General features: G+C 62.1%; 18 protein-coding genes. 1 reads left to right on the top strand and 17 read right to left on the bottom strand.

What is annotated here, in order from left to right; translation table 11 throughout:
* Positions 1-40: 40 nt before the first annotated feature.
* The 16 genes from amaB to JAO73_RS06225 form a co-directional block, all read right to left on the bottom strand.
* A complete protein-coding gene (gene amaB, locus JAO73_RS06300; protein WP_198976248.1) occupies positions 41-1,645 on the bottom strand; it encodes an L-piperidine-6-carboxylate dehydrogenase in 1,605 nt (534 codons plus the stop codon).
* A 105-nt stretch (positions 1,646-1,750) separates the two neighbouring features.
* Entirely contained in the window at positions 1,751-2,212 is a 462-nt protein-coding gene (locus JAO73_RS06295; RefSeq protein ID WP_198976247.1) for a hypothetical protein, read from the bottom strand.
* 157 nt (positions 2,213-2,369) lie between these two features.
* Positions 2,370-3,560: an AAA family ATPase gene (locus tag JAO73_RS06290; RefSeq protein ID WP_198976246.1), complete on the bottom strand. Its 1,191-nt coding sequence runs from the start codon at positions 3,558-3,560 to the stop codon at positions 2,370-2,372.
* Positions 3,561-3,864: 304 nt separating this feature from the next.
* Positions 3,865-5,358: a S1C family serine protease gene (locus JAO73_RS06285; protein WP_233168721.1), complete on the bottom strand. Its 1,494-nt coding sequence runs from the start codon at positions 5,356-5,358 to the stop codon at positions 3,865-3,867.
* A gap of 243 nt (positions 5,359-5,601) precedes the next feature.
* Positions 5,602-6,141 carry an Hsp20/alpha crystallin family protein gene (locus JAO73_RS06280; RefSeq protein WP_190925807.1) on the bottom strand — a complete coding sequence of 180 codons (540 nt, stop codon included), beginning with the start codon at positions 6,139-6,141 and terminating at the stop codon, positions 5,602-5,604.
* A 246-nt stretch (positions 6,142-6,387) separates the two neighbouring features.
* A complete protein-coding gene (locus tag JAO73_RS06275; protein ID WP_198976245.1) occupies positions 6,388-7,194 on the bottom strand; it encodes a hypothetical protein in 807 nt (268 codons plus the stop codon).
* 36 nt (positions 7,195-7,230) lie between these two features.
* The gene (locus tag JAO73_RS06270; protein WP_198976244.1) at positions 7,231-8,427 is read right to left on the bottom strand and encodes a M20 metallopeptidase family protein; all 1,197 of its coding nucleotides are present in this window, start codon (positions 8,425-8,427) and stop codon (positions 7,231-7,233) included.
* Positions 8,428-8,575: 148 nt separating this feature from the next.
* The gene (locus tag JAO73_RS06265) at positions 8,576-9,142 is read right to left on the bottom strand and encodes a hypothetical protein (RefSeq protein ID WP_198976243.1); all 567 of its coding nucleotides are present in this window, start codon (positions 9,140-9,142) and stop codon (positions 8,576-8,578) included.
* The gene (gene deoC, locus JAO73_RS06260; protein WP_190925798.1) at positions 9,123-9,791 is read right to left on the bottom strand and encodes a deoxyribose-phosphate aldolase; all 669 of its coding nucleotides are present in this window, start codon (positions 9,789-9,791) and stop codon (positions 9,123-9,125) included. Before deoC ends, JAO73_RS06265 begins: the two co-directional genes overlap by 20 nt.
* 33 nt (positions 9,792-9,824) lie before the next feature.
* Positions 9,825-11,579, bottom strand: coding sequence for a T9SS type A sorting domain-containing protein (locus JAO73_RS06255; protein ID WP_198976242.1), 1,755 nt, complete (start codon positions 11,577-11,579; stop codon positions 9,825-9,827).
* Between the two features lie 131 nt (positions 11,580-11,710).
* Positions 11,711-15,112, bottom strand: a complete 3,402-nt coding sequence (secA, locus tag JAO73_RS06250; protein WP_198976241.1) for a preprotein translocase subunit SecA — start codon at positions 15,110-15,112, stop codon at positions 11,711-11,713.
* 190 nt (positions 15,113-15,302) lie between these two features.
* Positions 15,303-16,202: an SDR family oxidoreductase gene (locus tag JAO73_RS06245; RefSeq protein WP_198976240.1), complete on the bottom strand. Its 900-nt coding sequence runs from the start codon at positions 16,200-16,202 to the stop codon at positions 15,303-15,305.
* Complete coding sequence (locus JAO73_RS06240) at positions 16,192-17,574, bottom strand: family 1 glycosylhydrolase (protein WP_198976239.1); 1,383 nt, start codon at positions 17,572-17,574, stop codon at positions 16,192-16,194. The genes JAO73_RS06245 and JAO73_RS06240 overlap by 11 nt, the downstream gene beginning before the upstream one ends.
* Positions 17,575-17,695: 121 nt before the next feature.
* The gene (gene glf / locus JAO73_RS06235; RefSeq protein ID WP_190925792.1) at positions 17,696-18,874 is read right to left on the bottom strand and encodes a UDP-galactopyranose mutase; all 1,179 of its coding nucleotides are present in this window, start codon (positions 18,872-18,874) and stop codon (positions 17,696-17,698) included.
* 59 nt (positions 18,875-18,933) lie between these two features.
* Positions 18,934-20,235: a glycosyltransferase family 1 protein gene (locus JAO73_RS06230; protein WP_198976238.1), complete on the bottom strand. Its 1,302-nt coding sequence runs from the start codon at positions 20,233-20,235 to the stop codon at positions 18,934-18,936.
* 174 nt (positions 20,236-20,409) lie between these two features.
* Entirely contained in the window at positions 20,410-20,943 is a 534-nt protein-coding gene (locus JAO73_RS06225; protein ID WP_198976237.1) for a GNAT family N-acetyltransferase, read from the bottom strand.
* 189 nt (positions 20,944-21,132) lie between these two features.
* Here JAO73_RS06225 and JAO73_RS06220 point away from each other — a divergent pair, with 189 nt between their 5' ends.
* Positions 21,133-21,861 carry an MOSC domain-containing protein gene (locus JAO73_RS06220; RefSeq protein ID WP_198976236.1) on the top strand — a complete coding sequence of 243 codons (729 nt, stop codon included), beginning with the start codon at positions 21,133-21,135 and terminating at the stop codon, positions 21,859-21,861.
* Between the two features lie 14 nt (positions 21,862-21,875).
* Here JAO73_RS06220 and dapF read toward each other — a convergent pair whose 3' ends face one another.
* Positions 21,876-22,676: a diaminopimelate epimerase gene (gene dapF, locus JAO73_RS06215; protein WP_198976235.1), complete on the bottom strand. Its 801-nt coding sequence runs from the start codon at positions 22,674-22,676 to the stop codon at positions 21,876-21,878.
* Positions 22,677-22,720: the final 44 nt, after the last annotated feature.

The following is a 22,720-nucleotide window of genomic DNA, read 5'->3' as shown; positions in this document are numbered from 1 at the left end:
CCTGAGCGGCTTTTTGTTGCGTACGCCTTAGTCAGGTCGATTAAATATCGAACTTGATGCCCTGCGCCAAGGGCAGTTCGGTGCTGTAGTTGATGGTGTTGGTCTGGCGGCGCATGTACACTTTCCAGGCGTCGGAGCCGGACTCGCGGCCGCCGCCGGTTTCCTTCTCGCCGCCGAAGGCGCCGCCGATTTCGGCCCCGCTCGTGCCGATGTTCACGTTGGCAATGCCGCAGTCGGAACCGGTGGCGGCCAGGAAGGCTTCGGCTTCGCGCATGTTCAGGGTGAAGATGCTGCTGCTCAAGCCTTGGCGCACGTCGTTTTGCAGCTCAATGGCTTTCTCGACCCCGCCGCTGTACTTGATGAGGTAGAGAATGGGCGCAAAGGTCTCTTCTTGCACCGTGTGGTAGTGGTTTTCCACCTCCACCAGCGCGGGCTGCACGTAGTGGCCGCCGTGCAGTTCGGCGCCGCTCAGCACCTGGCCGCCGGTGAGCAGCTTGCCGCCTTCGGCCTGCACGTTGGCCAGGGCTTCGCTGAACATGCGCACCGCGTCGCCGTCGATGAGCGGGCCCACCAGGGTGCCTTCCTGCAGCGGGTGGCCAATGGGGAGTTTGGGATACACGGCCAGCAAGCGGCTTTTCACTTCCTCAAACACGCTGTCTTCGATGATGACGCGGCGGGTGCTGGTGCAGCGCTGCCCGGCCGTGCCCACCGCCCCGAATACAATGGCCCGGATGGCAATGTCAAGGTCGGCGTTTTTGGTGACGATGATGGCGTTGTTGCCGCCCAGTTCCAACAGGGCGCGGCCCAGGCGGGCGCCCACCACTTCGCCTACTTTGCGGCCCATGCGGGTGCTGCCCGTGGCCGACACCAGCGGCACGCGTTTATCAGCGGCCATGGCGGCGCCAATGTCGGCCCCGCCCACAATCAGGCTGAACACGCCTTCGGGAATGTCGTTTTCTTCCAGCACCTCGCGGATGATGTGCTGCACGGCCACGGCCGTGAGCGGCGTTTTCTCCGAGGGCTTCCAGATGCTCACGTCGCCGCACACGGCGGCCAGCATGGCGTTCCAGCTCCACACGGCCACCGGGAAGTTGAAGGCCGAAATGATGCCCACCAGGCCCAGCGGGTGGTACTGCTCGTACATGCGGTGCGCCGGGCGCTCCGAGTGCATGGTGAAGCCGTGCAACTGGCGCGAAAGGCCCACCGCAAAGTCGCAGATGTCAATCATTTCCTGCACTTCGCCGAGGCCTTCCTGCAGGATTTTGCCCATTTCGGCGCTCACCAGCTTGCCCAGGGGCTCCTTGTATTCGCGCAGCTTGTTGCCAATCTGGCGCACGATTTCGCCGCGTTTGGGGGCGGGCATGAGGCGCCAGGTCTGGAAAGCTTCTTGTGCGGTTTTGATGACGGTGTCGTAGTCGTCGAGCGTGGCGAAGGCCACGCTGGCAATGCGGCGGCCGTCGGCGGGCGCCTGCACGGTGTGGCGGGTGGCATTGCCTTGGCCGCCCCAGGCGCGGCCGGTGCTGTAGGCGGCGTTGTCGGAAGCCACGCCCAACTGGCGCAGCACGTCCTGAATGCCGTGGGGGTCTTCGTGCGGATGGGCCACGGTCACGTCGGGCGCGGTGGCTTCTTCGAGGGCTTGCTTCATAAAGATATTCGGGGTGGGATGTTGCGCCGGCAAAGCTACGGTTTGGCACCGAACGATGCATGGCGCGCCCCAGCCACCGGCCCGCGGGCGTGGCGGACGCGCCCCTTACCGCGGCCGCTTGTCTTCTTGCGGCTCGGGCAGCATGCCGGCGCGCTCCTGCTGGTCGCGCAGCCATTCCATGGCATCGGCTTCGTTGTCGTAAAACAGCGGGTAAGAATCGATGCTCGCCGCCTGGCGCAGGTGGGCTTCCATCTCGGCGCTTTCGGCGGCCTGACGCTGGTGCGGGCCCGAGAGGTAGGCCGTGAACAGCGGCCCGCCCAAGGCCGCCGCTACCTGCGGCGAAAACTGGTCCCGAAACCACTCGTTCAGGTCCGGGCCGTCGAGCGGGCGCCGACGCAGGTCCAGCAGCCAAAACCGGCAGTTACCGTGCTCCTTTGCCGCCGCCAGCATGGCTTGGTAGGTGCCCTGCACTTCGGGCGGTGGCATGGCCTGCAGCCAACGGCCAATGAGCACGCCCAAATCGGAGCGGTATTCTAGCGAGAAAGCATCGGTGGGAAATGCTGGCATAGGCAGAAGAATAATTGCGGACATCTGCTTATACGTCAGTCCCAAAGTGCGGTTAGGCTAAAATGACCTTTAGAGGCATTTTTGGGCACAAACAACCCAACAAAAAGCCCCTTGCAGCAAGCTACAAGGGGCTTTTTCAGCATTGAGCCGATTGGGGCTAGCCCACCTTGCGCAACGCCATCCGCTCCTGCTCCAGGTCGCCAAGGTTGTTGAACACTTCGAGGCTGTCGCGCCGCAGGCCGCGCACTTCTTCGTCCGACAGCTGCCGGACTTTGGTTTGAAAATCTTTGTAGTACGCCACAAACACGGCCAGCTCGGGCACGCGGTTTTCGTAGGGCACCATGTTTTCCAACACTTCGCTGAAGAAGTGCGGATTGTGGGTGGTCACAAAAAACTGGTTTTCCTGCTGCGTGGCAATGCGTTCGGCCAGCTGCGACACGTACTGCGGATAGGAATGGGCCTCCGGCTCTTCCAGCAGAATCACGGTGTCGCGGTTCGACTCCATGGCCGCGAGGTAGAAGCCGTAGCGCTGCAGCGTGTCGCCGCTGCTCGAATACGGGTAGGCAAAGCTCAGCCCATCAATCTCCTTCATCACCTCGAAGCGGCCGGCGTCGGGGCGCACCCGCAGGCGCAGGCCACGCTCCGCAAACAGCCCGGCAAACTCCTGGCGCAGGTCGGCGTGCTGCTCCAGCACCTGCACCAAGTTATTGCCGTAGGGCGGGCGCAAAGAAGCTTCCAAGTGCCGGCGGTCGATGCGGCCGCCGGACTTGTAGCGGTACGACTTCACGGCGCGGGGCTGCCAAGCGGGCGCCGAGGCCACGTAATGGCCGGGTTCGCCGGGCCGGTCCATGGCACCGTGGCGGTCAAACTCGGTGTAGAGAAAGCCCGGCTCGGGCAGCGGCGAAGCCGTGGTCAGGTGCGGGTAGAGGCGCTCCAGCAGCAAAGCGTCGTCGCCGGACCGGGCTTTATTGCGGCCTTCCAGCAGGGGCAGGCCCATCTGGGCGCGCAGCAAGCGGTAAGCAGGCTGACTGAATACGCCGTACCGGAATCGTTTGCTTTTGGCGTCGTGGCCCAGCAGGCAGATGTCGCGGTCGGTTTCTACCCGAAGCGGCTGCGTCATCACGCCGTCGTGGAACAGGTGCGCCGACTTCTCGTAGCGCACGAAACTGCCCATGAATTTTTTCTTTTTACTGTACGGAAAACCACCCAGCAAGCTCATGGCTTCCAGGACCGTCGACTTTCCCACATTGGGCTGACCAATGATGAGGTTGACGCGCCGCGGGTGCAGCACGGCGCTCCGAATCGACTTAAAATTCTGGATGTAGAGGGTGTTAATGACGTTTTCCATGCACATGTAGTGGCAAACAAGCCGGACTGTTTACCGTTCAAAACCCTAAGCAATAATTCCCACAGTGGGACTTCCTACTTACGTGCGAGCCAGGCAAAAGGACTTGTTGAGGAAGCACAATTGCCAGCTTTTTCGGGGCTATTTTGGCCGAAGTTATGCCCATAATTCAATCTTTTCTACCAGGCTTACCAAATAAATTTTTCGGTTTGGTATTGCCTTTGCTTCACCCCAAAATCTCGTCCTGCCTCAGTACAAAAAAAAGCCCCTGCCAATGCGGCAGGGGCTTTTTTAACGCAAAAAGATGTTATTCGGCACCGATGGGATAATATGCCTTGCGGCCATCCGGATATACGCCCTCCACCAACACGCCGCCGCCGTTACGGGCCTGGTCGAGAATGTTTTTCACATCCGAGGGCTTGGTCACTTGGCTCTTGTCGATGCGGGTGATGATGAAGCCGTCGGCCATGCCCGTCTCGCGCAGATTGCTGCCCTTGATACCGGTGATTTTGGCGCCGCCTTCCAAACCGAGCTTGGCCAGGTCGCGGGCAGGAACGGCCGAGATGGTGGCGCCCTCATACTTGATAGATGCCACGGTGTTTTCGCGCACCACGCCGGTGGTACCGGTCGAGTTGCGCAGGATGGCCTCGGTGGTGCCGGTGCTGCCGCCGCGCAGGTAGCTTACTTTAATCTTGTCGCCGGGGCGGAAGCGGGCCACCTGCTCTTGCAGCTGCGAAGAGGTATTCACGTTCACGCCGTTGATTTGGGTGATGATGTCGCCCGTTTTCAACCCGGCGGCAGCAGCCGCGCTGTTTTCGCTCAGGCCCTGCACATATACGCCGTTCAGGGTGTTCAGCTTTTTCTCCGAAGCCAGTTTGGCGTCCACTTCCTGGATTTGCACGCCCAGCAAGGCGCGCTGCACCACTTTGTACTTCAGCAGGTCGTCGACCACCTTGCTGGCCAGCGAGCTGGGGATGGCGAACGAATAGCCTTCGTAGCTGCCGGTGTGCGAGGCAATGGCCGAGTTGATGCCGATGAGGTCGCCGTTGAGGTTGACGAGGGCGCCGCCCGAGTTGCCAGGGTTCACCACGGCGTCGGTCTGGATGAACGACTCCAGGCCCATGTTGTCCTTGCGGTTCAGGATGCCGATGTTGCGGCCCTTGGCGGAAATAATGCCGGCCGTCACGGTCGAGTTCAGGTTGAAGGGGTTGCCCACGGCGAGCACCCACTGGCCCACTTTCACGTCGTCGGAGTTGCCATACTTCACAAAAGGCAGGTTGTCGGCCTTCACCTTCAGCACGGCGAGGTCGGTGTTCGGGTCGGCGCCCACCAGCTCGGCGTCGAACTTGCGCTTGTCGTCGAGCACCACTTCAATCTTGGAGGCTTTGTCGATGACGTGGTTGTTGGTCACGATGTAGCCGTTGGCGGCAATGATGACGCCCGAGCCCGAGCCCTGGCCGCCGCCGCGCGGCTGCTGCTGAAACTGGTCAAACTGGTCGCCAAAGAACTGGCGCAGGAAGGGGTCCATCTGCTGCTGGCGCTGGGCGGGCTCCGCGGCATATTCGGTCATCACGTGCACCACGGCCGGGGTCACGGCGGCGGCGGCGGCTACGAAGTTCAAGCCTTCGGGCACGACGTAGGGCGTGCTCCGCATCTCGGACGTGTAACGCACCTGGGGGTTGGCGGCTACAGCCTGGGGCGCCACGGGGGCGGGCTCCAGCAGCTTGTACCCCCCCACGGCCACGCCGCCGCCCAAAATGGCGGAACCGAGCAGGCCGAGCATCATTTGTTTTGCTTGCATGGGGTAAGGGAAATTTGAAAAAGGTGAAACCAGTGAATGAAGAGCCTAATTTATCATTCCGGGCATGAAAACCGGATGAGCCGGCCCGGTGATGTTTCTATCAACGCGAGAAGGATTCAGTTTAGCGCCTCAGGGTTGCTTTTAGCAGAAAACAGGCCAAATCGAGCTGTATACGTACGCAACAAGCACGACTGCAAAAAAGGCACCCGAGCGGGTGCCTTTTTTGCAAATGCTCACTCGCCCTTAGCGAATTTCGATGTGCTGCTTGGTCACTTTTTCAGTGTCAAAGGGCAGCGTGACGCGGAGGATGCCGTCGGTCAGCTCGGCGCCAATAGCCTTTACGTTCACCGTGTCGGGCAGGCGGAAGCTGCGAGTAAAGGTGCCGTAATTGGTTTCGAGGCGGCGGAACTTGGGCGCGGCCGGCGCGTCGGGCGTCACCACAGCGGGCTTGTTGTCGTCGGCTTTGGCTTCGTCGGTGGCGTGGGCCTCGGTGGCGGTGGCAGCGGCTTCTTTGGCGGCTGCGGCGGGATTGGCGCGCTCGCCGGAAATCACCAGCTGGCCGTCGTGGAATTCGATGTGCACGGCCTCCTTCTTCAGGCCCGGCAGGGCCAGGTGCAGCTCAAAGCCTTCGGCCGTTTCGAGAATGTCGGCGGCCGGGATGAACGTGGGCGTAGGCTGCGTGGTGGGGGTGGTTTGCGGGTCGCGCAACATGTCGGCAAGCATGGTGCTCAACGCACGGCTCGGACGCAGGGAAGGACGGGTGTTATACAGCAACGTGGCCATGGTTTGTATAGAAGTTGAATGTGGAAGTGAAAGAACAAGCGCCGTTTGGCGGCACACTTGTCTTTCATTCAAATTCGTACCAAACCAATTTGCGTCACATTTTTAAGACAAATTGTCCTGTTTTATAAAAATACCTTTTTGCATTTGTCACCGCCACTCGAGTAAAACTTGACATACCCTTCGCAGGTGGCAAAAACAGAAAAATTATCAGCCTGCAATTTTGTCACTCCGCCTGCTGCGCGCGGCTTAGTGCTGGGTTGGTAGTTGCTTGCGAGCGGCGGCATCTTGCCCGTTGAGGAAGGTAAACCGCACATCAATCCCCACCACCGGCGACACGGCGTTGGCCCGCCCGGCCGGCTCTATCTCGTTGCCATCCTTGTCGTACCGCGCCAGCCCGAAGCTGTACTGCGTTTGGTAAGCCACCCAGGGCGTCACGTCGAGCAAAGGGGACAAGCGCACGCCCACTTCGCCGCGCAGGCTGGTGAAGTCGATGGTGCGCTCCTTGGGGTCGTCGTTGGAGCGCAGCAGGCGCACGCGGGTAGTGGCTTCGTAGCTCAGGCGTGGGCGAATGCTGAAGCTGCTCACCGGCACTATTTTCTCCAAATCGACGCGCAGACGAGCATTGGTGCGGCCCGTGGCACCGCTGGCCCCCGGAATGACGCGCTCTACGCTCAGGCGCTGGCCGAAGGTGAGCGGGCCCACGGGGCTGCGGTGGCGTAGCAGCACCTCGGGCAGCAGGGCGTAGCTGTTGTAGGCCGAAACGTAGGCCGCCGTGGCGCCAATGCTCCAGTGCTCGTTCCAGAAATGCTCGTAGCCCAGCGTAAGGCGGCGCTCATCCAAGCCCAACACGCGGTTGGGGTCGCTGAAGCCGTTGTTGTCGGTGAGGTGCTGGCCGCGCACGGCCACCAAGAGGTAGTCGTTGGTGGTGGGCAGGGCCACTTCAGCCTGCACTTCGGGCCATAGCTGCCAGCCAAAAACGGTGCGGCGGGTTTGGCCTGCTGCCGGCAGGGCCAGCACCATGCCCCACAGGGCCGCAAGCAAAAACTGTTTCATAGGGCAATGAGCAAAGGAAATGAAACCGGGCGCGGCCTAGGACTGCCCCGCCAGCTCCTGCACGGCCAGCCAGGCCATCAGGCCCGGTCCGGTGGCAAGGGCCTTTTCGTCGATGTCGAAGGTAGGCGTGTGCACGGAGGAGGCGAAGCGGCCGTCTTCGTGGCGCGTGCCGAGGCGGTAGAAGCACGCCGGGGCGGCCTGCGAAAAGTAGGCGAAGTCCTCGGCGGCCATCCACTGGTCGAGCTCCACCACGTTTTCGGGGCCGAGGTAGGCTTCGGCGGCGGCGCGCACGCGGGCCGTGAGTTGGGGCTCGTTTTCCAGGTACGGGTAGCCGTGCCGGATTTCAAGCTCGCACACCGCGCCCATGCTTTCGGCCAGGCCCTCGCAGAGGCGGCGCAGGTGCTGGTGGGCTTCGGCGCGCCACTCCTCGTTGAGGGTGCGGAAGGTGCCCTCGATGTAGACCTCGTTGGGGATGACGTTGGTGGCGCCGTTGGCGATGACCTTGCCAAAGCTGAGCACCGACGGAATTTTGGGGCTGGAGCGGCGGCTCACAATCTGCTGGGCGGCCACAATAAGGTGGGCGGCCACCAGCACGGGGTCGAGGTTCATTTCGGGCATGGCGCCGTGGCCGCCCTTGCCCTTGATGGTGAGGTACAGCTCGTCAGTGCTGGCCATGTAGCGGCCGGGGCGCAGGCCAATTTTGCCGGCCGGCAGGTGCGGAAACACGTGCTGGCCCAGCACGTTGGCCACGGCCGGGTTTTCCAGCACGCCTTCCTTTATCATGAGCGAGGCGCCGCCGGGCAGCCGCTCCTCCCCCGGCTGAAACATCAGCTTCACAGTGCCCTTGAATTCGCTTTTCAGCTCCGTGAGAATGCGGGCCGCGCCCAGCAGCGAGGCCGTGTGCACGTCGTGGCCGCAGGCGTGCATCACGCCGGGGTTGGTGGACCGGTAGGGCACGTCGTTGGCCTCCGTGATGGGCAGCGCGTCCATGTCGGCGCGCAGGGCAATGGTGGGACCACCGGGCTGGCCTTCTATTAGGGCCACCACGCCGGTGTTGGCAATGGGCTGGGGCGTGAGGCCCAGCTTCAGCAGCTCCTGCGTGACGTAGGCAGCCGTGTTGGTTTCCTCAAACGACAGCTCGGGGTGGGCGTGCAGGTGACGGCGAATGGCCACGGTGTCGGCCGCGTGCTGGGCGGCGAGTTGTTGGATGCGCGGAAGGAGGTCGAGGGGCATGAAAAGAGGGACAAGGGGCCGCGACGGCCCGTCATGCAGAGCGCAGCGAAGCATCTCGCCTACTCAACTAATTCTTACGATTCGGTCACGGCCACCAGCGCGATGCTTCGCTGCGCTCTGCATGACGTTCTTTCACCGCTCTGCTGCCTTACGGGTTCTTGTTCAGCAGCACCTGCGTAGGTTCCAGCTCCAGTTTGGGCGTGAGGCCGCGCAGCCGGGCCAGGCCCCGCGCCGCTTCCAGCTTGGTGAGGTAGTCGCCGATGTAGAGGCGGTAGACGGGCGATTTGAAGACGATGTAATCGGTTTCGTCGGGGTAGCGGCTGATGATGCTGCGCCGGATGGCCATCACCTGGTCGCGCTCCAGGCCGAGGTACACCAGAATGCGGTAGCCCTGGGCATACTTCACGTTTTGGTTGGTGTAGGCTTGGTCGCGCAGGCGCTGCTCCACCTGGGGGTTCACGTGGCTGGTGGGCGGCACCACCGTTTTGGGCGCGGGCGTAGCGGCTGCCACGGGGGCCGGTTTGGGCACCGTGAACACCGGCCGGTACTTGCTCACGTCCTCGGCCGGCATGGATGCGGGCGCGGCCGTGGCGGCGGGCTTGCGGGTGGTGTCGGGCGAGGTGCTGGTTTGGGGGGCCTGCTGGGCCGTGCTGGCGCAGGCCACCAACGAAAGCAACGAGGGCAGCAGCAGGGCCTTAAGCAAGGGTCGAATCATCGGTTTCAGCAATCAGGGCCAGGCTATTGGACGAGCCGATGCGGTCGGCGCCGGCCGCCACCAGCGCCTCGGCGGCGGCGCGGGTACGGATGCCGCCGGCGGCTTTAATGCGCACGTTTTCGGGCAGCACACGGCGCATCAGTTCGATGTCGGCCACGCTGGCGCCGCGGCTGGCAAAGCCGGTGGACGTTTTCACAAAATCGGCCTCGCCGGCCACGCAGAGCTGGCAAGCCAGTTCTATTTCTTCCTCCGTGAGCAGGGCGGTTTCGATAATGACCTTGAGCAGGGCCTGGTGCACGTGACAGAGGTCGGCCAAGTCCAGGATTTCGGCCTGAATGGCGGCCGTCTTGCCCGACTTCAGCGCCGAAATGTTGATGACCATGTCCAGCTCGTGGGCGCCGTCATACAAGGCCACTTCCGCCTCCTTAAACTTGACACTGGAGGAAGCATAGCCCAGCGGAAAGCCGATTACCGTGCACACGGGCACGGTGGTGCCTTCCAGCCGGGCGGCGGCCAAGGCCACGTAGCAGGGCGGCACGCACACGCTGGCAAAGCCGTGCGCAGCGGCCTCCTCGCACAGCTGGAGGATTTGTGCTTCGGTGCAGTCGGGGCGCAGCAGGGTGTGGTCGATACGGGCGGCGAGGTTCATGGGGCAAAGGTAGCGGGTAAGGTCGCCCCTCCCCTACTCCACCACCAAGCGGCGGGTGGCCGATGTAGCGCCGACGGTGACGCGCAGGGCGTAGATGCCGGGGGGCAGACCGGTCAAATCGAACTCGTGGCGCAGGCCAGCGGCGGGCAGGGCCACCGTAGCCGCGCGCGCTATACGGCCCAAGGCATCGAGCAATGTGAGCGTGGCCGTGGTGGCGCCGAAGACGGGGGGTAGTAGAAGAGTGGCATATGCTTTGGCGGGATTTGGAACAAGCGCTATTGTAGCGTCTGGCCGCGTTGCCTGCGTAGCAGTTATCATGGTATTGTCAAGGAGCGAAGCAAAAAAGCCGCCGCTCCTAGCAGTCAATACGTGGCCGCCAAAATCCATTGCCCCAAATCCTACTCCTGCATTTCCACTACCCCCTACATAAACAATGTTACTGTTGACTGCTACTGTATAAGCGCCATCATTGATGGGTCCACCCCCGCGCAACGCCCAGTCAAAACTGCCGGTGCTGCCCGCGTCAGTCAACTTAGCCACCAGCACATCAGTGCCGCCCCCGCTGGTGAGGTTGGTCGCGCCAAACCCGGCGGTTCCGCTAAATCTGCCACTCCCATATACTCCCTGGTTATTCGTTGCCAATGCGGCAATGCCATCATTGCCAACACCCCCGCCGCGTTGCGTCCACGCCACTGTTGCGTTCGTGCCCCCGTCCGCAACCTTGGCTACGTACGCATCGCTGCCGCCAGCACTGGTCAGTTGACTGTTGCCAAAACCAACTGTACCCGTAAAACTTCCCGCTACGTAGACGTTGTTCCCATTCACCGCCACGGCGTTTGCCTGCGCACTACCAGTTTCCCCAACGGGTTGGGCCCACACAAAGTCGCCGCTCGCGCCTGCGTCCACAAGCTTGGCCAGGTACCCGCTCAACGTGCTGGTGCTCGGCATTGCAAGGCTGCCGAAGATAGCTGAGCCGCTGGCAGTGCCCGCTAGGTAAACATTGGGACCATTGGCAGCCAGGGCCACAGCGGCATCGGTGTTGCCTACTTGCACGCGTTGTACCCACGTAAAGGCTCCCGTTGTGCCCGCGTCCATTAGTTTGGCCACAAAACTCTCCGAAGCTGTAGTCGGTCCCGGTATGCTGATGGCGCCAAACCGTATAGGCGTAGGCGCTGGAAAACCCACCGATGAGAAGAATTGGTACATGTTACCAGCTACATACACGTTCGAGCCGCTCGCGGCCACAACCATTGGCATGTTTAGAACCTTGGCCTCTACTGTCTGTACCCACTTGAAGTTGGCACTGGCGCCTGCATCGGTGAGCTTTACAACATATGTGCTTGGATAAAAACTACTGGCAAAAACAGTTTCAAAACCAGCACTGCCTCTTAAGTAGCCCGTTACGTACACGCTATTTCCGCTCACGGCTATTCCATACCCACGGGTGTTCCCGCCTGAGCTTCGGCTCACTTTGGCCCACACGAAATCGTTGGTTACGGGGCTCCACTTGGCTACAAACATTTCTTCTTTGAGGCCAGTCGAATTAGCCCCGCCGTCTAGGTAAATGCTGCCAAAATGCACGTTGGCGCCCTCGAAGGTACCCACCAGTAATATATTGCCGGCGGCATCCACGGCGCTTCCATTGACGCTGAGGGACCCGTCGGTGGCCCCTATCGCTCCTTGCCAAGCAGGAACCTCGGCCCAACTACTATACGAAATAAACAGCAGCAAAACGAGCGTGGCCCGCAGAAGCGAAGTCTCTTTGAAAACATGGTCGATTTTCAGCATGAACTTAGTATCAAGGATGTATTATAAAGATATCACTTAAATTAAACTTGTCCTAAACTAGTTGATTAACAATGCAAAACGCCCCGGCTGGTTGCCGGGGCGTTTTGCATTGTTAATCAACTAGAAGGACGCTAGTCCACTAGCACGGCGCGGCCGCTTTCCACGTCCTGCTCCACGGCTTTGTACTTCACGTCGCGCTTGATGGTGCCGTCCATGTACTGCACGTTCACCTTGTCGTTGCGGTTGGCTACTTTCTGGCTGCGCACGGGGGTTTGCTTCACGGCGGGCACGTCGGCGGGGCCCATGTCTTCGGGGCCGGCGCCGAGCGAGTCGAGGCTGGACTCGTGCTCCACGGTGAAGTTGGTGTGCTGCTCTTCGTCTTCGAGGTAGTAGTCGGGCTCCTCGTTGGTGCCCACCATGCTTTGCTGCACCGGCACGTCGGCGTGGAAAAGGAAGCTGGTCGTTTCCTCGTTCACCTTGCCAATCATGCGCTTGAAGAGCTCGAAGCTTTCAAACTTGTACACCAGCAGCGGGTCCTTCTGCTCGTACACCGCGTTTTGCACCACCTGCTTCAGGTCGTCCATCTGGCGCAGGTGCTGGGTCCAGGCCGTGTCGATTACCGACAGCACCACCACTTTCTCCATCTGACGCAGAATGTCGTGGCCGCCGGTGGCCTGGGCGCGCTTCAGGTTGGCAATGGCCTGCACCTGCTTCTTGCCGTCGGTGAAGGGCACGGCAATGTTCTCGTAGGGCGCGTTCTGGCTCAGCAAGTCGTTCACCAGCGGCAGCGCATTCGAGGCAATGTGCTCGTTCTTGCTCTGGAAGTAGCCGAGGGCTTCTTCGTAGAGCTTCTGGGTGAGCGCCGGCAGCTGCAGGCCGGTGAGGTCCTGTTGGGTCAGGAACGTGTCGTAGCCGAACACCCGAATGATGGCCAGCTTGAAATCTTCGAAATCCCCCGTGATTTTGTGGCCCGCGGCGATGTCCTCGCTCACGTCGTAAATCATGTTCAAGATATCCACCTCCATGCGGTCGCCGAACAGGGCGTTGCGGCGGCGCTTGTACACTACTTCGCGCTGGGCGTTCATCACGTCGTCGTACTCCAGCAGGCGCTTGCGGGTGCCGAAGTTGTTTTCCTCCACCTTCTTCTGAGCGCGCTCAATGGAGTTGGTAATCATCGAGTGCTGAATGACTTCGCCCTCTTCCATGCCCATGCGGTCCATCAGCTTCGCAATCCGGTCGGAGCCGAACAGGCGCATCAGGTTGTCTTCCAGGCTCACGAAGAACTGCGAGGTGCCGGGGTCGCCCTGGCGGCCGGCACGGCCGCGCAGCTGGCGGTCGACGCGGCGGCTTTCGTGGCGCTCCGTGCCGATGATGGCCAGGCCACCTGCCTCACGCGAGGTTTCGCGCAGCTTAATATCGGTACCGCGGCCGGCCATGTTGGTGGCAATGGTCACGGTGCCGGGGTAGCCGGCGGCGGCCACAATCTCGGCCTCGCGCTGGTTCTGCTTGGCGTTCAGCACTTGGTGGTTGATGCCGCGCAGCTTCAGCATGCGCGACACCAGCTCGGAAATTTCCACGCTCGTGGTGCCCACCAGCACGGGGCGGCCGGCTTCCACCAGCTTCTGGATTTCCAGGGCCACGGCGTTGTATTTCTCGCGCACCGTCTTGTACACCTGGTCGTCGGAATCTTTGCGCGAGATGGGGCGGTTGGTCGGAATCACCACCACGTCGAGCTTGTAGATTTCCCAGAACTCGCCGGCCTCGGTTTCGGCCGTGCCGGTCATGCCGCCCAGCTTGTGGTACATGCGGAAGTAGTTCTGCAGCGTCACGGTGGCGTAGGTCTGCGTGGCGTCTTCCACGCGCACGTTTTCCTTCGCCTCAATGGCCTGGTGTAGGCCGTCGGAGTAGCGGCGGCCTTCCATGACGCGGCCGGTCTGCTCGTCCACGATTTTTACCTTGCCGTCCTCGGTCAGGATGTACTGGTCGTCTTTTTCGAAGAGCGTGTAGGCTTTCAGGAGCTGGTTCACGGTGTGCACCCGCTCGCTCTTTTCCTGGTAGTCGCTCATCAGCTTCTCTTTCTGCGTCAGCTTCTCTTCGGCCGAAAGAGCGGTGTTTTTCTCGATGTCGGCAATGGCGGCGCCGATGTCGGGCATGATGAACAGCTTGGGGTCTTCGCCCTGGGCCGTGATGAGGTCGATGCCTTTTTCGGTCAGCTCAATCTGGTTGTTCTTCTCGTCGATGGTGAAGAACAGCGGCTCGTCGGCCTTGGGCATCTGGCGCGAGTTGTCGGCCAGGTAGTGGTTTTCGGTGGCTTGCAGCACCTGCCGGATGCCGGTTTCCGACAAGAACTTGATGAGGGGCTTGCTCTTGGGCAGGCCGCGGTAGGCGCGGAACAGCAGCAGGCCGCCGGTGCCGTTTTTATCGGCTTCTTCCACGCCGGTTTTGCCGGCGGCAATCTGCTTGCGGGCCTCCACCAGGTAGGACTGCACCAGCTTCTTCTGCTCATCCACCAGGCGCTGAATGCGCGGCTTGAGCTGGTAGAACTCGTGCACGTCGCCGCGCGGCACCGGGCCCGAGATGATGAGCGGCGTCCGCGCGTCGTCAATCAGCACGGAGTCCACTTCGTCCACCATGGCATAGTGGTGCTTGCGTTGCACCAGCTCCTCGGGGTCGCGCGCCATGTTGTCGCGCAGGTAGTCGAAGCCGAATTCGTTGTTGGTGCCGTAGGTGATGTCGGCCTGGTAAGCGGCGCGGCGCTCCGGCGTGTTGGGCTGGTGCTTGTCGATGCAGTCCACCGTGATGCCGTGGAACTCGAACAGCGGCGCGTTCCATTCGGAGTCGCGCTTGGCCAGGTAGTCGTTCACGGTTACCAAGTGCACGCCGCGCTTCGACAGCGCGTTCAGGAACGACGGCAACGTCGACACCAGCGTCTTGCCTTCGCCCGTGGCCATTTCGGCAATTTTGCCCTGGTGTAGCACCACGCCGCCGATGAGCTGCACGTCGTAGTGCACCATGTCCCACACGATTTCGGCACCGGCCGCCAGCCACTTGTTGTACCAAATGGCCTTGTCGCCCTCAATCACGCAGTTGGGGTGGGTGGCGGCGTATTCGCGGTCGCGGGCGTTGGCGGTCACCACCAGCTGGCCGTTTTCCTTGTAGCGGCGGGCCGTGTCCTTCACGATGGCGAACGCCTGCGGCAGCACTTCCAGCAGCACGGCTTCGAGGTCTTTGTTGCGCTGCTTTTCCAGCGCGTCAATCTGCTCGAACAGCACTTCTTTCTGGGCCACGTCCAGCTGCGGCTGGGTGTCGATTTGCTGGTGCAAACCGGCAATCTGGCCGTCTAGCCCGGCGAGGCGCTCGGCAATGCGAGCCCGCACCGCATCGGTCTGCTCGCGCAGTTGGTCATCGGTCAAGCCGGCCAGTTTGGCATATTCGGCATTAATCAGCGCCACGTAGGGCACGATTTCCTTTAAATCGCGCTCCGACTTGGAGCCAAATATTTTGGCGACGGTCTTGCCTAGGAATTCAAACATCAGGTAGTTTTTTAGCGAATAGCGCCGGGGCGCACCCCAAATTTACGGAGCCTTCCGCTAAAACCGTCCCAAAAAGGAAATTGTGCCAGGCTGGCAGATTGTAGCGTGGCCGCTGCGAGTCCGCGCCCCGCCTGGCATTCCCGTCTTTTCCGGGCCGCCCCGGCGCGGGCTCGCAGCGTGCACGCCACGCTCAAGCCGGATGCGCAAAATGCCGTTCCATTTCCCCCACACAACGGCCCAACGCATCTTCCAAGGATGGCAGCACCATGCCTTTTTCGCTCACCAATACGCTTTGTGCCGGCCGGGCGGCGGGCCAACCAAAGTCGGCCATGGGGCGCGGCACCACGAAGTCGGGCGAGAGCCCAGCGTGCCGGGCAGCCAGGCGGGCCAGCTCGGCCCAGGTGCAGGCCCCCTGATTTGTGACGTGCCAGAGGCCGTGGGCTTCATCGAGCAGCAAATCGAGCGAGGCATTCACCAAATCGGGCACGTAGGTGGGCGAAATGCGTACGTCGTCGGCTGCCTCAAACGTTCGTTGGGCACGGGCGGCCTGCAAGGCAAAATGCACGAAATTGTACTCGTCCCACCCGCTGAAAAACGCACTGGTGCGCACCACCAGCGCCTGTGGGTGTACGGCCAGCACGCGCTGCTCGGCGGCCAGCTTGCTGCGGCCGTACACGTTCAGGGGGTTGGGCTTCGCGGATTCCGTGTAGGGTTCGGCCTGCTGGCCGTCGAACACCAAATCCGATGAGAAGGTGAGGAAAGGCAGGTGACGCGCGGCGCAGGCCGTGGCCAGCACCGAGGGGCCGGTGGCGTTTTCGCGGAAGCAGTCGCCGGCATTGCTTTCGGCTTCGTCCACGCGCACGTAGCCGGCGGCGTTCACCACCGCCCAGGGGCGCAGCGAGTCCAGCGCTTGTTCCACCATGACGGGGCTGGTGACGTCGAGTTCGTGTCGGCCCAGCGCGGCAATGACAAGCCCCCGGGTGTGGCAGATGCGGCCGAAAGCCCGGCCCAAGGTGCCGTGCGCCCCCGCAATGAGCAGGGGCCGAATTTCCTGGTCGGCGATGTGGGCGGGAATGAAATCAGGCCGCATGCTGCAGTTTTTCTTTGGTTGTGGAGCGTGCCGCTTTGGGGGCTCTCATCCGGCGGGGCTCGATGGATTTGTCGGGGGTGGTGCTGGGCTGGAAGTGCACGCGGCCTGGGCGCTGCCACCAGCCCAGGCTTTGCAACGCGGGGTGGCTGAACGTTTCGCCGTGGGCGAGGGCCCGCACCTGCTTCGCCAGCAGCGTGGGCCGTAGCTGCCCGCTGCGCACGTCGAACACGCCGGTTTCGTAGTGCCCGGTGTCGCGGGTGAGCAGGTTCACCCAGTCGTAAGCGCCGAACACCGACCAAACCGTGACGGCGCGCACGTCGGCGCCCTGCTCGCGGGCGGCCCGGGCCGACTCCCACACGTATTGCAGCCAGCGCACCTGCTCCTCGCGGGTGCAGTTGAGGTGGGCCTCGGTGATGGCCACGGGGATGCCGTAGCGCTGCCAGGCCTGCAGCAGCAGGCTGGTGACGCCGGCCAGCCGCACGCCACCGCCCACGCGCACGGCCTCAATGTCGGCATAGCGCTGGCGGCCGTTGTCGGCCACGTGGCAGGGCCAGTAATGGTCGGTGGCCTCGTCCAGAAACCGCTCGCTGGTGAGGTAGTGGTTCAGGCCCAGCACATTGGGCGGGCAGGGGTTATCGAGCCAGCTTTGCAGTTCTTCCTCGCTGGCGCCGTGCTCGGTGAGGTAATTCCAGAAAAAATGCGTGGGCGTGACGTTGCCGCACAAAATATCGAAGCTGAGCCAGCGCCGGTGGTTCTCGAAGTCGGCCTGGTAGCGCATGCCCGGCGTGCTATGAATCTGGGCCAGGTCCTCGGTTTGCACCAACTGGGCGTGCGGGATGAATTGCCGAATGGCGCGCATGGCCTGGCGCGTGGCCTCCAGTTGGTTGAGCAGGGCGCGCACGAAGGTGCGGTCGTCGGCGGTGTGGGGGTACCAGTGACCGTAGAGGGCGCTGAAGCGGGCAGTGGTCAGCGGCTCATTCACGGGCGTGAAGTGCGTGAGCCAGGGGTAGCGCTGGGCCACGTTGCCGGCGTGGCGAGCCAGGCCGGCGGCAAAACTATCCTCGTGCAGGGCGGTGTAACGGGGCCCGCTGCCGTGGTGCACCAGCCCGATGACGGGGTTGATGCCGAGCTCGCGCAGGCGGGGCAGGCGCTCATCGGCCCAGGTCCAGTCGCAGGTGTCGGGGTTGTCGGGACAGGTGTGCTCCCAGAGCACGGGGTAGCGCAGGGTTTTCAGCCCCAGCTCGGCCAGGGCATCCAGGTCGGAAACGCGGTGGCGGTGGCCGCTGCGCGTCATTTGGTCCGAATAATGGTCGCCCACGCGGCAGTGGCTGCATTCAACGCCGCCCCAAAGTTCTGGTTCTGATTGGTTCATAGCTGCAGGAATAAGTAGAACAATGGCCCGAAACAGCGTTGAGCTTGGTTCGGGCTTAAATCAAACTGCCACCCCGACACATGCGTGCGGGGTGGCAGCTGGGCTTGGAAAGCGGAAAGGATTATTCTTGCTTCGGCGAGCGGCTCACTAGTTTTTCTACCAGCGAAGTGCTGCCCGAAATGGCCGGGCGGGCGGGTTTGGCGGCGTTTTCTTTTTCCGTCAGCTTCTTGTAAAGCGTCAGGGCCTGGGCCACCACCTGGTCCATGTTGTAGTATTTGTAGGTGGCGAGGCGGCCCACGAAGTGCACGTTGGGCGTTTCATCGGCCAGCTTCTTGTACTTGTTGTAGAGCTCGGCGTTTTCCGGCATCGGAATGGGGTAGTACGGGTCGCCCTCGGCCTGCGGGTACTCGTACACGATGGCCGTTTTGGGGTGGTCCTGGCCGGTGAGGGCTTTGAACTCCGTGATGCGGGTGTAGGGGTGCTCGTTGGGGTAGTTCACCACGGGCGCGGCCAAGTGCTTTTCCTTGTTCAGCGTCTCGTGCTTGAACTCGAGCGAGCGGTAGGGCAGCTTGCCGAACTTGTAGTCGAAATACTCGTCTACCGGGCCGGTGAAGATGATTTCCTTGTAGGGAATGAAGTCGATTACCTCGTGGTAATCGGTATTCAGCATCACCTTGATGTTGGGGTGGTCGAGCATTTTCTCAAACATCCGGGTGTAGCCGTGCAGGGGCATGGCCTGGTAGGTGTCGGTGAAGTACCGGTCGTCGCGGTTGGTGCGGGTGGGTACGCGGCTGGTCACCGACTTGTCAAGCTGCGAGGGGTCGAGGCCCCACTGCTTGTTGGTGTAGTTCTTGAAGAATTTGTTGTACAGCTCGCGGCCGACTTTGCTCACCACCACGTCTTCGCTCGTTTTGATGACGTCCACCTTCTCGGCCATCGACTCGAAGAACTGTTCCACTTCGAAACTGGTCAGGTTCAGGCCGTAGAGCTTGTTGATGGTGTCGAGGTTGATGGGCATGGGCACCATCTGGCCATCCACGGAAGCCAGCACGCGGTGCTCGTAGGGGCGCCACTCGGTGAAATTGCCGAGGTAGTCGAATACGTCCTTTGAGTTGGTGTGGAAAATGTGCGGCCCGTACTTGTGCACCAGAATGCCGTCCTCGTTGTAATGGTCGTAGGCGTTGCCCGCAATGTGGCTGCGCTTGTCGATGATGAGGACCTTCTTATTGCTGCGGGTGGCCAGCCGTTCGGCGAGCACGCTGCCGGCAAAACCGGCCCCAACGATGAGGTAATCGAACATGGTGCGTAGGGTATGGAAGTTTGTTTAGGAAGGGACTACTTGAATAGAAGACAGGCGAGTTAGTTGGCCGAAGCCGGCGGCAGCGACACCTCCGACACTTTGGTTTCGACCCGCGGCGCGCCGGCCTGGGTCGTGGTGGCGGCGTCGGGCGTTTTGGCCGCCAGGCGCTGCTGCATGAGGTCCACCATGGCCTGCCAGGTTTGGTCCCAGGAGATGGTGGCGAGGTACGCGTCGGTGCGCTGGCGCCAGTCGGCGTCGTCGCGCTGGGTGAGGGCCTTCTCGATGGCCTTGCCGAAATCGGCGGCGTTGTCGGCAATCTGCACCAGGTTCAGGTCGCCGTAGGGGCGCACCACGTCGCGAATTGGGGTGCTTACCACGGGGTTGCCGGCGGCCAGGTATTCTGGGGTTTTGGTCGGCGAGATGAACTTGGTGCTTTCGTTATCAGCAAACAAAAGCGTTGCTACATCCCAACCCTTCAAATAGGAAGGCAGTTCCTTATAGTCCTTACCGCCGAGGTAATGCACGTTGGGCGTGCGGGGCAAAATGGCCGGGTCAATCTTCACCACGGGGCCAATAATGACGAATTGCCACTCCGGATGCTGCTGCGACAATGCGCGCAGCAATTCAATGTCGAGGCGCTCATCCACCACGCCGAAGAAGCCGATGCGCGGATGCGCAATGCCAGCCTGGTCGGCGGGCTCGGCCAGCGGGCCGCGGGCCTGGCCGAAGTGGGCCTTGTCGATGCTGCTGGGGAAGGCGTGGGCGTCGTTGTGCTGCTCGCGCTTGGCCTCGTAGAGCGTTTGGCCGCCCGTAAACACGAGGTCTGCTTTCTGGAATAGCTCCTGTTCGCGTTTTTTCAGCTCCGGCGGGGCAAATTTGAACGCAGCCAATTCGTCCATGCAATCGTAGACGGTGAGCACGGGCTGGAAATGGCGCGACTTGCCCAACGCCATGGGCGTGTAGTACCAAAAAACGTAGTTAGTAAGACCTTGCTCGTTAAAAAACTGGCTTAGAAGTTCAAATTGGGACTGGTCGGCCGCATCTTCGTCGTGGCGGAGGCGCTGGGGCAGGTGGGCCACCACCACTTTCAATCCGTTCTGCCGCTCTTTTATTTCGATGTGCGGCTCGATGAGGTCATCGGCATGGTAAAAGGCATCCTCCACGTAAAACACCCGGCCGTGCTCCGCAAAGCGGGAAAGCAAATGCTGGGGCCGCTGCCACACAAAGTCCCAATGCAAATGCGCAAAGCAAACCAGGTCGGGCAGGGTGTAAGGAGCAGAAGTTTCGGCGGCTGATGCGCTGGGCCGGGCAGCGGTGGTGGAGGCACGCAAGGGCACTTCCACCGTCGATGAAGGTGGCATGAAAAGGGCAGGAAGATGAGTTTCGCGCCGCTCCGGAATAACAACAGGATAGAACGGCCGGGGCGCTTGTCCACGTATACGGGACCACCCGGCGGAAGGATATGGTTCAGCTTACCGGGCCATATCCGCCTTAGCCAAGCATATAATTTGGCATATATCCAAGAAAATACGTTGTTAAGCGCCCGTTTCTTCGGCCAGCAGGCACTGCCACTCCGCGGCATCTTCCCAACCGCTGGCCGTGCGCAGCCACTGCCGCCGCGTGCCCACCCGCCGAAACCCAGCCGTGCGAAACAGCCTCATACTGGGCCCATTACTCACCCCGACGGTGGCATAAACCTGGTGCAAGCGCAGCACCTCGCGGGCGTATTCCTTGAGCAATTCGAGGGCCTGCCGGGCGTAGCCGTGGCGCCGCTCGCTGGCCCGAATGGTGATGCCCACACTGGCCCGTTGGTGCAGCGGGTCGTACTCAAACAAGTCGACCACGCCCACCGCAGCGCCGCTAATTTCAGTAGTAACCACCTGCCGCAATTGGCGCACTACGTATATATCCGTAGTGGCATGCGCGAGGTATTCACGTAGAGCCTGGCGCGACAGCGGCGCCAGGGTATCCGACACGCCCCAGATGTCGCGGTCATTCTCCAGCGCATAGAGGAAATCAAGGTCATCGGGTTCGAGGGCGCGGAGGCGGATGGAACAAGGAGCCGGCATGGGTTGGCAAAGGAATTGACGTGAGCGGGCCCGGTACGGTAACAAGCGTGCTGGTGCAGGCAGCGTGCCCGACTGCACGAATTAACCATAGAACGCCGAAACCGCTCGCCCGGGCAGCTCAGCAGCATTTCGCGGGCGTACTTTGGGAGCATGTTTTAGCGTTGGACTTACCCAACGTTCTCGCCCAGCATGCCCACTCCCCTCCTTTCCCTCCCCGTGGCTTCGCTGCAAGTGGGCCGCCCCGGTACGCTGGGCGAGCCAGGAGCCGCGAACCCTCTGCAGCGCGCCTGGACCACGGCCCTGCTGAAAGCGCCCGTCATCGAAGCGCACTGGCTGTCGGAGCTGAACATCGACGGCGATGAGCAGGCCGACCTGCACAACCACGGCGGCCCCGACCAAGCCCTGTGCGTGTACCCGGGCGTGCACTACGCCCACTGGAGTGCGCAGTTGGGTCAGCGAATGGCCGCGGGCAGCTTCGGCGAAAACCTAACCCTGGCGGGCCCGTGGGCAGAAAAAGACGTGTGCATCGGCGACATTTTTCAATTTGGCGAAGCCACGGTGCAGGTTTCGCAGCCCCGTTCGCCCTGCTGGAAAATTGCCCGCCGCTGGCAAGAACCGCTGCTGCCGCAGTGGCTGCAGGAAACCGGCTTCACCGGCTGGTACATGCGCGTGCTGCGGCCCGGCCGCATCCAGCCGGGCAGCGGCCTAGCCCTGCTGGACCGCCCTTATCCCGAATGGACCGTGGCGCGGGCCAACTCCGCCAAGTACGAGCAACGCCACGACCGTGCCCTGGTAGCCGCGCTGGCCGCCTGCCCCGCGCTGGGCCAGCGCTGGCTGCGCAAGATGCAGGGCCGCCTGTCCGGTGCCCTGCCGCTGAACGATGACGCCAACCGGCTGCAGGGCCCCAACGCCGGGTAACTCCCAGCTTTAGTTTACAACTGCCCCGAAAACACCTGCACGGCCGGCCCGCTCAGCCACACGTTGGTAAAGCCACCGTCGGGACGCTGCTCAAACGACACTTCTAGCTCGCCGCCCGGCGTGCGCAGCCGCACCGGCGAAGTGGCGCCGCGCTGCGAGGCCGCCAGGGCCACGGCCGTCACGCCCGTGCCGCAGGAGAAAGTTTCGTCTTCCACGCCGCGCTCGTAGGTGCGCACGGGCCAGGGGTGGGCGGGGTCGGCGGGCACCTCCACGAAGTTGACGTTGGTACCGGCGGGGTCGTAGGCCTGGTCGTAGCGGATGTCGTGGCCAGCGGCGAAGACGTTGAAATCGGCCAGGGTGGGATGTTCGCTGGGGTCAAGGAAGTGGACGTGGTGGGGCGAGCCGGTGTGCAGAAACACGTCGCCCTCCTCCCCTATCTCGGCTTCTTGGGGCGCGGCCACGTCAATCATGTGGAGGCGCACGGTGCCATCGGCCTCCACGCGGGCATCGTGGGGGCCGTCTACGGCCAGGAAATGGGCCTGGTCATCAATCACGCCCACAAATTTGGCAAAGGCCACCAGGCAGCGGCCGCCGTTGCCGCACATGGAACTGGGGCGGCCGTCGGCGTTGAAATACACCATCTCGAAATCGTAGCCCTCCTTTTCGCGCAGCAGCATCAGCCCGTCGGCCCCGATGCCGAAGCGGCGGTGGCAAAGGTGGGCAATGCGGGCCTGGTCGGTTTCGTCGAATTGGCGGGCACGGTCGTCGATGATGACGAAGTCGTTGCCGGTGCCTTGGTATTTGTAAAAAGTCATCGTCCTCTCTCTGGAATATTACTGCCACCAAGCCGCAAGCAGCC

The organism is Hymenobacter miniatus, assembly GCF_016427455.1.
Taxonomy (GTDB): domain Bacteria; phylum Bacteroidota; class Bacteroidia; order Cytophagales; family Hymenobacteraceae; genus Hymenobacter; species Hymenobacter armeniacus.
The sequence above is the reverse complement of the archived record's forward strand: the minus strand, read 5'-3'. Positions and strand labels throughout refer to the sequence as shown.

Excerpts from the sequence above, each read along its gene's own strand:
- amaB (WP_198976248.1), bottom strand. The coding sequence starts at position 1,645 with ATGAAGCAAGCCCTCGAAGAAGCCACCGCGCCCGACGTGACCGTGGCC.
- JAO73_RS06295 (WP_198976247.1), bottom strand. The coding sequence starts at position 2,212 with ATGCCAGCATTTCCCACCGATGCTTTCTCGCTAGAATACCGCTCCGAT.
- JAO73_RS06290 (WP_198976246.1), bottom strand. The coding sequence starts at position 3,560 with ATGGAAAACGTCATTAACACCCTCTACATCCAGAATTTTAAGTCGATT.
- JAO73_RS06285 (WP_233168721.1), bottom strand. The coding sequence starts at position 5,358 with ATGCAAGCAAAACAAATGATGCTCGGCCTGCTCGGTTCCGCCATTTTG.
- JAO73_RS06280 (WP_190925807.1), bottom strand. The coding sequence starts at position 6,141 with ATGGCCACGTTGCTGTATAACACCCGTCCTTCCCTGCGTCCGAGCCGT.
- JAO73_RS06275 (WP_198976245.1), bottom strand. The coding sequence starts at position 7,194 with ATGAAACAGTTTTTGCTTGCGGCCCTGTGGGGCATGGTGCTGGCCCTG.
- JAO73_RS06270 (WP_198976244.1), bottom strand. The coding sequence starts at position 8,427 with ATGCCCCTCGACCTCCTTCCGCGCATCCAACAACTCGCCGCCCAGCAC.
- JAO73_RS06265 (WP_198976243.1), bottom strand. The coding sequence starts at position 9,142 with ATGATTCGACCCTTGCTTAAGGCCCTGCTGCTGCCCTCGTTGCTTTCG.
- deoC (WP_190925798.1), bottom strand. The coding sequence starts at position 9,791 with ATGAACCTCGCCGCCCGTATCGACCACACCCTGCTGCGCCCCGACTGC.
- JAO73_RS06255 (WP_198976242.1), bottom strand. The coding sequence starts at position 11,579 with ATGCTGAAAATCGACCATGTTTTCAAAGAGACTTCGCTTCTGCGGGCC.
- secA (WP_198976241.1), bottom strand. The coding sequence starts at position 15,112 with ATGTTTGAATTCCTAGGCAAGACCGTCGCCAAAATATTTGGCTCCAAG.
- JAO73_RS06245 (WP_198976240.1), bottom strand. The coding sequence starts at position 16,202 with ATGCGGCCTGATTTCATTCCCGCCCACATCGCCGACCAGGAAATTCGG.
- JAO73_RS06240 (WP_198976239.1), bottom strand. The coding sequence starts at position 17,574 with ATGAACCAATCAGAACCAGAACTTTGGGGCGGCGTTGAATGCAGCCAC.
- glf (WP_190925792.1), bottom strand. The coding sequence starts at position 18,874 with ATGTTCGATTACCTCATCGTTGGGGCCGGTTTTGCCGGCAGCGTGCTC.
- JAO73_RS06230 (WP_198976238.1), bottom strand. The coding sequence starts at position 20,235 with ATGCCACCTTCATCGACGGTGGAAGTGCCCTTGCGTGCCTCCACCACC.
- JAO73_RS06225 (WP_198976237.1), bottom strand. The coding sequence starts at position 20,943 with ATGCCGGCTCCTTGTTCCATCCGCCTCCGCGCCCTCGAACCCGATGAC.
- JAO73_RS06220 (WP_198976236.1), top strand. The coding sequence starts at position 21,133 with ATGCCCACTCCCCTCCTTTCCCTCCCCGTGGCTTCGCTGCAAGTGGGC.
- dapF (WP_198976235.1), bottom strand. The coding sequence starts at position 22,676 with ATGACTTTTTACAAATACCAAGGCACCGGCAACGACTTCGTCATCATC.